This is a genomic window from Vibrio sp. D173a, from assembly GCF_030248475.1.
In genome coordinates this window covers 26,233-38,670 of the sequence record NZ_JAHGAH010000175.1, presented here as the reverse complement: position 1 = coordinate 38,670, position 12,438 = coordinate 26,233, and the positions used below count along the sequence as shown (strand labels likewise).

At 45.7% G+C, this 12,438-nt stretch carries 11 protein-coding genes; 8 read left to right on the top strand and 3 right to left on the bottom strand.

What is annotated here, in order from left to right; translation table 11 throughout:
• Positions 1-443: 443 nt before the first annotated feature.
• The gene (locus KIV40_RS17570; protein WP_285350489.1) at positions 444-1,589 is read right to left on the bottom strand and encodes a Na/Pi symporter; all 1,146 of its coding nucleotides are present in this window, start codon (positions 1,587-1,589) and stop codon (positions 444-446) included.
• Between the two features lie 386 nt (positions 1,590-1,975).
• Between KIV40_RS17570 and nhaR the strand changes: the two genes are divergently transcribed.
• Together nhaR and KIV40_RS17560 are read left to right on the top strand one after the other, a co-directional pair.
• Positions 1,976-2,866 (top strand): transcriptional activator NhaR, encoded by an 891-nt coding sequence (nhaR, locus tag KIV40_RS17565; RefSeq protein WP_010646590.1) that lies wholly within the window; start codon positions 1,976-1,978, stop codon positions 2,864-2,866.
• A gap of 126 nt (positions 2,867-2,992) precedes the next feature.
• Positions 2,993-3,298: a metalloregulator ArsR/SmtB family transcription factor gene (locus tag KIV40_RS17560; protein ID WP_005533257.1), complete on the top strand. Its 306-nt coding sequence runs from the start codon at positions 2,993-2,995 to the stop codon at positions 3,296-3,298.
• A 132-nt stretch (positions 3,299-3,430) separates the two neighbouring features.
• On the opposite strand, the gene rpsT is transcribed toward KIV40_RS17560, so the two are convergent.
• Positions 3,431-3,691: a 30S ribosomal protein S20 gene (gene rpsT / locus KIV40_RS17555; RefSeq protein ID WP_005447926.1), complete on the bottom strand. Its 261-nt coding sequence runs from the start codon at positions 3,689-3,691 to the stop codon at positions 3,431-3,433.
• Between the two features lie 294 nt (positions 3,692-3,985).
• Here rpsT and murJ point away from each other — a divergent pair, with 294 nt between their 5' ends.
• The 6 genes from murJ (at position 3,986) to ispH (ending at position 11,610) form a co-directional block, all read left to right on the top strand.
• Positions 3,986-5,548 (top strand): murein biosynthesis integral membrane protein MurJ, encoded by a 1,563-nt coding sequence (gene murJ / locus KIV40_RS17550; protein ID WP_103413568.1) that lies wholly within the window; start codon positions 3,986-3,988, stop codon positions 5,546-5,548.
• A 70-nt stretch (positions 5,549-5,618) separates the two neighbouring features.
• Complete coding sequence (gene ribF / locus KIV40_RS17545; protein ID WP_285350485.1) at positions 5,619-6,554, top strand: bifunctional riboflavin kinase/FAD synthetase; 936 nt, start codon at positions 5,619-5,621, stop codon at positions 6,552-6,554.
• Between the two features lie 64 nt (positions 6,555-6,618).
• The gene (gene ileS / locus KIV40_RS17540) at positions 6,619-9,447 is read left to right on the top strand and encodes an isoleucine--tRNA ligase (protein WP_285350483.1); all 2,829 of its coding nucleotides are present in this window, start codon (positions 6,619-6,621) and stop codon (positions 9,445-9,447) included.
• A 73-nt stretch (positions 9,448-9,520) separates the two neighbouring features.
• Complete coding sequence (lspA, locus tag KIV40_RS17535) at positions 9,521-10,027, top strand: signal peptidase II (RefSeq protein WP_005425321.1); 507 nt, start codon at positions 9,521-9,523, stop codon at positions 10,025-10,027.
• A 161-nt stretch (positions 10,028-10,188) separates the two neighbouring features.
• A complete protein-coding gene (gene fkpB, locus KIV40_RS17530) occupies positions 10,189-10,620 on the top strand; it encodes an FKBP-type peptidyl-prolyl cis-trans isomerase (protein WP_285350482.1) in 432 nt (143 codons plus the stop codon).
• Positions 10,621-10,644: 24 nt separating this feature from the next.
• Positions 10,645-11,610, top strand: coding sequence for a 4-hydroxy-3-methylbut-2-enyl diphosphate reductase (gene ispH, locus KIV40_RS17525; RefSeq protein WP_285350481.1), 966 nt, complete (start codon positions 10,645-10,647; stop codon positions 11,608-11,610).
• Positions 11,611-11,651: 41 nt separating this feature from the next.
• Here the strand turns inward: ispH and btsR are convergent, their stop codons facing one another.
• Entirely contained in the window at positions 11,652-12,419 is a 768-nt protein-coding gene (gene btsR / locus KIV40_RS17520; protein ID WP_285350479.1) for a two-component system response regulator BtsR, read from the bottom strand.
• Positions 12,420-12,438 lie beyond the last annotated feature (19 nt).

The window sequence follows — 12,438 nt, the reverse complement described above, 5'->3', positions numbered from 1 at the left end:
GGATATACGTGCACTTGTAAACCGCTAACTTAAGCTTCTTGCATTACTAGGGGAGTCCATATACGTGCCTCGCTCTTGAGGATGACGTTCAAGCACTCTGAAATCAAACGGTGTCATTCCCGAAAGCGACGAAGGAGCGTCGTCGGGAATCTCTTTTCCCACAGTTTACTGCGTGATTAAGAAATGAAAGCACTTTGCTGTAGGTAGCGAGAGTGTGGCGCTGGAAGCTCAGTGAAGGTTAGAGAGTATTGACAGAACTTACCGTCCTAGGTGGATATAATCGAGTCTTATCCCTTATCCCTTATCCCTTATCCCTTATCCCTTATCCCTTATCCCTTATCCCGGAGCGTAGCGTTCCATAGGGCGAGCCCGTTTTCGCTTCCCCAAAACGAAAAAAGGCCCCACCGAAGTGGAGCCTAAAATAAGCGATGGTAATCTTATTATTATGCTGTCAGAGCAAGGATAGAGCCTGGTAGCAAGATGAATACTGCCAGTAGGTAACCTGCTACAACCGCTTTATTCTTAATAGCTAGTTCTGAAATTACTTCTGCACATTTCACTGGAATCTCACGTAGGAACGGGATACCGAAGATGAACAATGTCGCCAGAATGTTGAACGTTAGGTGTACTAGTGCAATTTGCAGTGCGAATACTGCGAACTCGCCAGATACCGCTGTTGCTGCTAGTAGAGCCGTGATACATGTACCGATGTTTGCACCTAGAGTGAATGGGTAGATGTCACGTACTTTTAGAACTCCTGAGCCTACTAGTGGAACCATTAGACTTGTTGTCGTAGAAGAAGACTGAACAAGAACAGTAACTACAGAGCCCGATACGATACCGTGGATAGGACCACGACCGATTGCGTTCTTAAGGATGTCACGTGCACGACCAACCATTAGGCTCTTCATTAGCTTACCCATAACCGTGATAGCTACGAAGATAGTACCGATACCTAGAGCGATTAGCGCTACGCCACCCATAGTGTCGCCAAATGTTGCTAGTGGCTCTTTGATTGCACTTACTACTGGTTTAGTGATTGGCTTGATGAAATCAAAGCCTTTCATGCTCATATCACCTGTATTTAGCAATGGCGATACCAACCAGTGAGAGATTTTCTCTAGGATGCCGAACATCATTTCCAATGGTAGGAAGATCAGTACTGCAAGTAGGTTAAAGAAGTCGTGGATTGTTGCGCTTGCGAATGCACGTTTGAATTCGTCTTTACAACGAACGTGACCAAGCGAAACAAGTGTATTTGTTACGGTTGTACCGATGTTAGCACCCATTACCATGGGGATAGCGGTTTCTACAGGTAGACCACCTGCAACCAAGCCCACAATAATAGACGTTACGGTACTGGAAGACTGGATCAGTGCCGTAGCTACCAAACCGATCATTAGACCAGCGACTGGGTGAGACGCAAATTCAAAGAGTACTTTAGCTTGATCGCCAGTTGCCCATTTGAAGCCGCTACCAACCATAGATACTGCTAGAAGAAGCAGATACAACATGAATGCCAAGTTAGCCCAGCGTAACCAGCGAGTTGTGCTCGAGATTGGTGCTGCTGTAGAAGTAGCTTGGTTCATCATAATTTTCTCCGTGGACCTTTCAGTTCGTTTATTTGGTCTGTTGTTGAAACTGAGGGCGATGTTAGAGATGAAATATTTCAGTAATATGACAGTTCAGTTTCTATGGAGAATTTTTATTATTCTTTTTGATAGTTATCTGTGAAGAAAAATTCACATGAAAATAAGTTATTGATTTTATGTGATTTGATTTCACTTTTGTTTTGTTGATAAGTTTTAAGAGCAGATTAAAAAAGTGCGTTTTGCTTCAAGTTTTATGACAGTATGAATATGATGTTTTCGGTAAAACTATTGTTTTCTTATGTTTGTGTAGGCTTTGTCGAAGTTATTGTTTGTCGTTGTCACATTTGATATAAAAAGTGTCATCTTCTTTCTAGGGAATGGCTATGTCGCACTTAAACTATAACCACCTTTATTACTTCTGGATGGTGTGTAAACAAGGCTCGGTAACAAAAGCTGCCGATGCATTATTCCTGACGCCACAAACTGTGACAGGGCAGATTAAAGCACTTGAAGACCGTATGAAGGGGAAGTTGACCAAACGTAATGGTCGTACGGTAGAGCCAACAGAGCTTGGACAGCTGGTATTTAAGTACGCAGATCGCATGTTTGGGTTGAGCTACGAAATGCTCGATATCGTCAACTATAGCCAACACTCCAATATCCTATTCGAAGTCGGTGTTGCCGATGCCCTCTCTAAACGTCTCGTCAGTAAAGTGCTGATGACCACGGTTCCAGAGGACAATAGTATTCACTTACGTTGTTATGAATCGACTCACGAACTGTTGCTAGAGCGTTTATCGCAACACAAGTTGGATATGATCCTTTCTGACTGTCCAGTAGATTCGACGCAAAGCCCTGGTCTATATAGTAAAAAGCTTGGTGAAAGCAGCATGAGCTTTTTTGCTTCGTCAGAAACTCCAGACGTCAAGTTCCCCGAAATCCTAGAGAAGAAGAAGCTACTTATCCCAGCAAGCCGAACAGCAATGGGGCGAAAAGTACTGCAGTGGTTTGATCGTCAAGGATTGCAACCAGATGTATTGGGTGAATTTGATGATGTGGCGTTAATGAAGGCCTTTGCTCGATATCGCGATGATGTCATTTTCTTAGCACCGACGGTGTACATGTCTGAGATTGAGGACGATCGCAATTTGCAATTAATTGGGCATGTTGACGATTTGAAGGAAGAGTATTACGTCATTTTTGCCGAGCGAATGATACAACATCCAGCAGTAAAGAATGTTTGTGATGCAGATTTTAGCCAAATGTTTGAATGAACAAGTTTCGTTGCGCAAATAAATAGATTACTATCGACAAAATTATAACTCGAAATTATAAAATCTTTGTAACACAACAAACTGGCCAGGGTTGGGGAAAGTAAGTTGTAGCTAGAGGTACAGCACATGAATCTACAAGAAATGGAGAAAAACTCCGCCAAAGCTGTCGTGTTGCTTAAAGCGATGGCAAATGAAAGACGCCTACAAATCCTTTGCATGCTGCATAATCAAGAGCTTTCGGTCGGGGAGCTTTGCGCAAAACTAGAGTTGAGTCAATCGGCACTGTCTCAGCACTTAGCGTGGCTTCGACGCGATGAGTTGGTTGCAACGCGAAAAGAAGCGCAAACGGTCTACTACACATTAAAGAGTGATCAAGTGAAAGAGCTTATTCAAACACTTCATGGTCTCTATTGTGAGGTAGCTACCGCGTGATGACAGGTCACAAATGAGAAAAAGCTGGCATTGCCAGCTTTTTTTTATGCCTTCATTTTAGTAACAGTAAATTAAAGGCATAAAAAAACCGGCGTGAGCCGGTTTTTTCTTCACTGTGGAATCAATTCTCTATTAAAGAGCTTTGATTTGTGCAGTGAAACGAGACTTATGACGAGCTGCTTTATTCTTGTGAATAAGGCCTTTAGTCGCCATACGGTCTAGGATAGGTGTAACTGCAGCGAATGCAGCAGTTGCAGCTTCTTTGTCGCCTGCTTCGATAGCAGCAACAGTTTTCTTCATGTAAGTACGCATCATTGAGCGACGGCTAGCATTGTGCTGACGACGTTTCTCAGCTTGGATAGCGCGCTTCTTAGCAGATTTACTATTTGCCAAGGGTCTAACTCCCAAAAACTTATTTCTATGACAATTTAAGGGCGAGGAATATCCCTCATTTGCGCCTAAATGTCAAATGATTTGTGCAAAAACCAATCGAAACCAAAACAAATTTTGGTAACAAAGGTCATCGCGGTTAAGATGGCGGGGATTCTAACAGCATTTTTAGACCATTGCTAATAATTATCCGCTTAGATCTGACAATAAACGGATATATTTTTAACGCCCATTTGTAGCTTTCAAAGGCTTAGAGGAATAGGGTTGGCTATCTTTTGGTGATATTCCGAGGTTACAGTGAGTAAACGACTGCTCAAGTCTGGCATGATCGTCAGTGCCATGACATTAATTTCGCGCGTACTAGGTTTAGTTCGTGATGTAGTAGTAGCAAACTTGATGGGGGCCGGCGCGAGTGCCGACGTCTTCTTCTTTGCCAATAAAATCCCTAATTTCTTACGTCGTCTGTTTGCTGAAGGCGCGTTTTCTCAGGCTTTTGTACCAGTACTAACCGAAAGCCACGCCCAAGGGGATATGGACAAAACCCGAGAGTTGATTGCCCGTGCTGCTGGTACGTTAGGTGTGATTGTCTCTATTGTTACCATTCTTGGGGTTTTAGGCTCTGGTGTCGTAACGGCACTTTTTGGCTTTGGTTGGTTCTTGGACTGGATGCATGGTGGCCCGGCGGCGGAGAAGTTCGAACTTGCCAGCGTGATGCTCAAAATTACCTTTCCTTATTTATGGTTCATCACTTTTGTAGCGCTTTCGGGGGCTATCCTCAATACGTTAGGTAAGTTCGCGGTTTCTTCTTTTACCCCTGTCTTCCTCAATGTGATGATCATTTTGGCTGCATGGTTTATCTCGCCGCAGCTATCGCAGCCAGAAATCGGTCTTGCCATCGGTGTTCTTCTTGGTGGCTTGGTTCAATTCTTATTCCAAATTCCTTTCCTTATTAAAGCGGGAGTGATGGTTAAGCCTAAATGGGGCTGGCGCGATCCGGGCGTGGTGAAGATCCGCACCCTTATGATTCCTGCTCTATTTGGTGTGTCGGTAAGCCAAATCAACCTGTTGTTTGACACCTTTATTGCTAGCTTCTTGCAAACAGGCTCTATCAGTTGGCTTTACTACTCTGATCGCTTATTGGAGTTCCCACTTGGCCTATTTGGTATTGCGATTGCCACGGTGATTCTCCCAGCATTATCACGTAAGCACGTAGATGCTCACAGTGAAGGTTTTGCTCATACGATGGATTGGGGCGTACGCATGGTTACTTTACTAGGTATTCCTGCAATGCTTGGTATGATGGTACTCGCAAAGCCAATGTTGATGGTGTTGTTTATGCGTGGTGAGTTTTCTCCGCAAGACGTACATCAAGCCTCTCTCTCATTATTAGCGTATGCATCAGGTCTGCTTAACTTCATGCTGATTAAGGTTCTCGCTCCGGGTTACTACTCGCGTCAAGACACTAAAACGCCAGTGAAGTACGGCATCATTGCGATGGTGACGAATATGGTCTTCAACGCGATCTTTGCATACTTCTACGGTTACGTTGGTCTTGCTATCGCAACGGCGCTTTCTGCTTTTGTAAACATGGCGCTGCTATACCGCGGCTTGCATATTGCCGGTGTGTACCAAATCACTAAGCGAACTGTCCTCTTTATTATACGTTTGGTGATAGCTGGCGCAGCGATGGTTGCGGCTATCTTATGGCAACTTGAAGACATGTCTGTGTGGTTGGGTTGGAGCTTTGCTCACCGCAGTGGCGTACTAGGAATGTTGGTTGGACTTGGTGCTGTCGTTTACCTAGCCGTTGTGTTTTTACTCGGCATGCGTTTAAAAGACCTAAAAGCTGGGACAGAATAAGGTTGATTGGTATATAATCCGTCAGTTTCACACAGTGCAAAGTAAAAACAGAGGCATAAAGCAGTATCCAATGGAACTGATTAGAGGCATTCACAATATCAAGTCGCACCATCATGGCTGCGTGCTGACTATTGGCAATTTCGATGGCGTACACAGAGGCCATCAACAAGTATTGCAGCAAGTGTCTGAACAAGCGGAGAAACTTTCGTTGCCTTCGGTTGTGATGACCTTTGAACCTCAGCCGATGGAGCTGTTTGCTCGAGATAAGGCACCTGCGAGGTTAACGCGACTGCGTGATAAGTTTGTTCAGCTGAGTAAGCTCGACATCGATCGTTTGCTGTGTGTTAACTTCAATCGTCATTTTGCTGACCTAACGGCGGAAGAGTTTATCCGTGACTTGTTGGTTGGTCGATTGGGTGTTAAGTTTCTTGTCGTCGGCGATGATTTCTGTTTCGGCAAAGGCCGAACTGGTAACTTTGCGATGTTACAAGAAGCAGGGGAAAAGTACGGCTTTGAAGTTGTCAGTACCCAAAGCTTTTGTTTACAGCAATTACGAGTGAGCAGCACGGCTATCCGTAAAGCGCTGGCTCGTGATGATTTGCATTCCGCGCAAGAGATGCTGGGAAGAGATTACAGCATTGCCGGTCGTGTTTCACACGGAAGAAAGCTAGGTCGAACCATCGGGTTCCCTACTGCAAATATTCCTTTGAAACGCTGTGTATCTCCGGTTTCCGGAGTTTATGTTGTTCAAGCGCTTGGCTTAGGAGATAAGCCTGTGGGTGGCGTCGCTAACATTGGTCAACGACCAACAGTAAATGGTGTTCGCCAGCAGTTAGAAGTACACTTATTCGACTTTCACGCTAATTTATATGGCAAGCAGCTAGAAGTGAAACTTTTGCATAAACTTAGAGATGAGCAAAAGTTTGAGTCGTTTGAAGCACTTAAACAACAAATCGAATTGGATGCTGAAGCAGCGAGGGTGTGGCTGCGTCAGCTTAAGCGTTGAGCGGTTTATTCCACCGTGCAACATAATGTCTAATTTTCGCCCAATATAACGGAATTAAGAATCGATGAGTGAGTATAAAGATACCCTGAACTTACCTGAAACAGGGTTTCCAATGCGCGGCAACCTGGCCAATCGTGAGCCAGAAATGCTTAAGCGTTGGTACAAAGAAGATCTTTACGGTGAAATCCGTAAAGCTAAGAAAGGCAAAAAGTCATTCGTACTGCACGATGGCCCTCCTTACGCGAACGGTGACATTCACATTGGTCACGCACTAAACAAGATTCTTAAAGACATTATTATTAAATCCAAAACACTTTCAGGTTTTGACGCACCTTACATCCCAGGCTGGGACTGCCACGGTCTACCTATCGAATTGATGGTAGAGAAGAAAGTAGGCAAGCCAGGCCAAAAAGTGACGGCAGCTGAGTTCCGCGAGAAATGTCGTGAGTACGCTGCAGGTCAAGTTGAAGGTCAAAAAGAGAGCTTCAAGCGTCTTGGCATCATGGGTGAGTGGGACAAGCCATACCACACTATGGACTTTGCAACTGAAGCGAACATCATCCGTGCACTTGGTAAGATCGCAAGCAAAGGTCACCTACTTAAAGGTTTTAAACCAGTTCACTGGTGTACAGACTGTGGTTCAGCTCTTGCTGAAGCAGAAGTTGAGTACAAAGATAAAGTATCGCCATCTATCGACGTTCGCTTCAAAGCGGCTGACGAAGCGGCACTGCTATCTAAGTTTGAGCTAACTGAAGGTCACGAAGGCCAAGGTGACGTATCTATCGTTATCTGGACAACAACACCTTGGACACTGCCTGCAAACCGCGCAGTATGTCTACGTGATGATCTAGAGTACGTGCTTATCCAAACAGAAGGCGACAACGCTGAGCGTATCATTGTTGCTGCTGAGCTAGCGAAAGACGTAATGGACCGTGCCGGTATCGAGCATTTCCACAACCTTGGCTTTGCTAAAGGTGCGGACCTAGAGCTTTCTCAATTCCAACACCCATTCTACGATTTCACTGTACCGGCGATCCTTGGTGATCACGTTACAACTGATTCAGGTACTGGTGTTGTTCACACTGCACCTGGTCACGGTCAAGAAGACTTCGCGGTTGGTAATAAGTACAACCTAGAAGTAGCAAACCCAGTTGGTTCAAACGGTGTTTACCTACCAGACACTGAGCTATTTGCTGGTCAGCACGTATTTAAAGCGAACGATGCAGTAGTAGAAGTACTGAAAGAAAAAGGTGCACTACTACACCACCACGCATACGAGCACAGCTACCCACACTGTTGGCGTCATAAGACTCCGATCATCTTCCGCGCAACACCACAATGGTTCGTATCTATGGACCAAGCTGGCCTACGTGCTAAAGCACTAGAGTCAATCAAGAATGTTGAGTGGATGCCTGAGTGGGGTCAAAGCCGTATCGAAGGTATGATCGAAGGTCGCCCTGAGTGGTGTATCTCTCGTCAACGTACTTGGGGTGTGCCAATTGCTCTGTTCGTTCATAAAGAAACAGCAGAACTTCATCCAAACACGCTAGAGCTGATCGAGAAAGTCGCTAAGCTCGTTGAAGAGAAAGGCATCCAAGCATGGTGGGATGTCGATGCAGCTGAACTACTAGGTGCTGACGCTGACCAATACGAAAAAGTTCTAGATACACTAGACGTATGGTTCGATTCAGGTGTGACTCACTTCTCTGTTGTTGATGCTCGTGAAGAGTACAACGGCAACAGTGCAGACCTATACCTAGAGGGTTCTGACCAACACCGCGGTTGGTTCCAGTCTTCTCTAATTTCATCTATCGCGATGAAAGACGAAGCGCCTTACAAACAAGTACTGACACACGGTTTCGTGGTTGATGGTCACGGTCGTAAGATGTCTAAATCTATCGGTAACGTGGTTGCACCAAAAGACGTAACCAACAAGCTAGGTGCTGATATTCTTCGTCTATGGGTGGCTTCAACAGACTACACTGGTGAAGTTGCGGTTTCTGATGAAATCCTAAAACGCAGTGCAGATGCGTACCGTCGTATCCGTAACACAGCGCGTTTCTTCCTTGCTAACCTAAGCGGCTTCAACCCTGAAACAGACATCGTTCCTGTTGAAGAGATGGTTGCGCTAGATCGCTGGGCGGTTGGTCGTGCACTAGCAGCACAAGAAGAGATTGTTAAAGCATACGAAGAGTACAACACTCACGGTGTGACTCAGCGTCTAATGCAATTCTGTTCAATCGAAATGGGCTCTTTCTACCTAGACGTAATTAAAGACCGTCAGTACACAGCAAAACGTGGCGGCAACGCTCAACGTAGCTGTCAGACAGCACTTTACTACATCGTAGAAGCGCTAGTTCGTTGGATGGCGCCAATCATGTCGTTCACTGCAGATGAAATCTGGAACGAAATGCCAGGTGAGCGCGACAAGTTCGTATTCACTGGTGAGTGGTTCGACGGTCTATTCGGTCTTGCTGAAGGCGAAGAGCTGAACAACGAATTCTGGACTGAGATCCAAGCGGTTCGTGGTGCAGTGAACAAACTTCTAGAAGATGCGCGTAAAGAGAAAACCATCGGTGGTGCACTACAAGCTGAAGTGACGCTATTTGCTGATGACGCTCTAACGGCGAAAATCAACAAACTAGAAGATGAACTGCGCTTTGTTCTACTAACATCTGCTGCGAAAGTTAAGTCTCTAGGTGAGAAGACTGATGCAGCACAAGCGACAGATATCGAAGGCTTGTTTGTTGAAGTAGCAGCAGCTGAAGGCGAGAAGTGTGACCGTTGTTGGCACCACACGCCAGACGTAGGCACAATCGAAGGTCACGAGAAGATCTGTGGTCGTTGTGTGTCGAACGTTGACGGCGAAGGTGAAGTACGTAAATTCGCGTAATTGCCTAGAACGACTGAACTTTTTTTAAAATTAACAGCCCCAGTATTTACTGGGGCTGTTTGTAGGTAAAGTAATGAGTGAAAAAGCACTGACGTTAAAGCAATCTGGAGTTCGCTGGCTATGGTTAGCAATTCTGGTATTTATTGCCGATATTGGCATCAAATTGGTGGTAATGGACAACATGGGCTACGGATGGGCAAACCGAATTGAGGTGCTGCCATTCTTCAACCTACTTTATGTTCATAACTACGGTGCAGCATTCAGCTTCTTGAGCGATCAAGCGGGCTGGCAACGCTGGTTGTTCACTGGTATCGCGTTTGTTGTGACAGGTCTTTTGACTTACTGGATGAGTAAGCTTCCAGCCAAAGAAAAATGGAACAACATCGCTTATGCATTGATTATTGGTGGTGCAGTGGGCAACGTGTTTGACCGTGTGGTTCACGGCTTTGTTGTTGATTACCTGGACTTCTTCTGGGGCAGCTATCACTGGCCAGCATTCAATCTAGCGGATACGACTATCTGTATTGGCGCGGCAATGATCATTCTTGACGGCTTCCGCAAAAAGGATGCTGACAAGTAATCTTTTGCGATATACCGAATAACCCTAAGCGTCGTCCGTTGATTCGAACGACGCTTTTTATTATGTTGGAGCGCAATCCGCGTATCTTCGTACAATAAAAAGCAATCACAGTACGTGAGCAGACAGAACGCTGGACAACCCAAGAACAAGGAAGCAGTAACGTGACAACAATAAATCAAGATTCAGCAGTAACGCTGCACTTCACCATCAAAATGCAAGATGGCTCTGTAGCAGACAGCACACACAATATGGGTAAGCCTGCTAAATTCGTGATGGGCGATGGCAGCTTGAGTGAGAACTTTGAGCAATGCCTACTAGGCTTACAAGTAGGTGAAGAAAAGGCGATCGAACTAAAAGCCGCTGATGCTTTTGGTATGCCGAACCCAGACCATATCCACCATATGGACCGCACTAAATTTGTTGGCGAAGTGGAAGTTGAAGTCGGCACGATCATGGCATTCAGCGGTCCAGACGGTATGGAAATCCCGGGCATTATTACTGAGATTGCTGGCGACTCAGTGACAGTGGATTTCAACCATCCACTCGCGGGACAAGACGTGACTTTCGAAGTCGAAATTTTGTCAGTAGAATAGCGAACCAAATTAAAGATAACTTCCATGAGCAATGAAATGAAAATCCTGTTAGCTAACCCACGTGGTTTCTGTGCTGGTGTTGACCGCGCGATTAGCATCGTAGAGCGTGCGCTAGAGATGTATCAGCCACCAATCTATGTTCGACATGAAGTGGTACACAACCGTTTTGTGGTTGAAGGTCTAAAGCAGCGTGGTGCTATCTTCGTTGAAGAATTGCACGAAGTGCCAGACGACAACATTGTGATTTTCTCCGCTCATGGTGTGTCACAAGCCGTACGCCAAGAAGCGAAGTCTCGTGATTTAACAGTATTCGATGCAACGTGTCCGCTGGTAACCAAAGTACATATGGAAGTAGCGCGCGCGAGCCGTCGAAATATGGAAGTGGTACTGATTGGTCATGCTGGTCACCCAGAAGTGGAAGGTACAATGGGTCAGTACTCTAGCGAGACGGGCGGTATGTACCTTGTGGAAACGCCAGCCGATGTTGAGAAGCTAAAATCGATCGTAAAAGATCCATCGGATCTGCACTACGTAAGCCAAACAACATTGTCTGTCGATGAAACCGCAGACGTAATTGAAGAGTTACGCCGCGTATTCCCAGACATTCAAGGTCCTCGTAAAGATGACATCTGCTACGCGACGCAAAACCGTCAAGATGCTGTGCGTGAGCTCTCTGCTGATGTTGATGTGATGGTCGTTGTGGGTTCTAAGAACTCTTCAAACTCTACTCGCTTAAAAGAGTTGGCTGAAAAGCTAGACACTCCGGGCTACTTAACGGACTGCCCAGAAGACATCAAGCCAGAGTGGTTTGAGGGTAAGGTAAAAGTCGGTGTGACTGCGGGTGCATCTGCACCAGAAGAGTTGGTAAACCAAATCCTAGATCGCATCAAAGAACTGGTTGGTGCTGAGGCAGTAGATGAAGTGCTTGGTCGTGAAGAGAACATGTTCTTCGAAGTACCAAAAGAGCTGCAAATTAAGCAAGTCGATTAAGACCAATCAAACATCAAAAGGCGACCACAAGGTCGCCTTTTTCATTGGGAATTGCTACACGAGTTCATCAGAGCCTGAGCTGAGCTGCTGATACCTAACAGCTCCTTGAGCACCTTTAGGTAACGACGGCTCACAGGGATCTCAAAACCTGTTTTGGTAATGATTTCGGCCAATCCGTTTTCTAATAGCTTGATCTCGCTGATGGCTTTGATGCTAACCAGATACTGTCGATGACAACGTACCAATGGGGTTTTCTCTTCCAAGGTTTTTAGCGTGAGCTGTGTGCTGGCGGTTTGGCTGGTGGAGCGTATATGTACTCCGCTGATGTCACTGTAAGCACACTCAACCGTTTCGGTTGCCATGATCACAATGCGGTTGTGTCCAATGCAAGGTATCTGGTCTAGGCTCTCGGGCGCGATGGCTGATAGTTGCTGAGTGAGCGCGGATTGACTCATTACTTTGTTCAGGCGCTTGACGGTTTTTGTCAAACGGCATGGGTCAACGGGCTTGAGTAAGTAGTCGAACGCGTTGTCTTCAAAGGCTTGGATAGCGTATTGATCGTAGGCGGTCACAAACACCACGTAAGGCATGGTCTCTGGGTCTAACATGCCCAACAGCTCTATGCCCGTCACCTGTGGCATTTGTATGTCGAGAAACACCACATCAGGTTTGAGCTCATTGATCTTCTTTAGCCCCATGATGGCGTTTGACGCGTCGCCAATCACCTCAATCTGGCCTGTTTCATCCAATAGCTCTGCTAACTCTTCACGAGCAAATTGTTCATCATCAATGACGAGTGCGGTTAACATCCAAGACTACCTTTGTGCG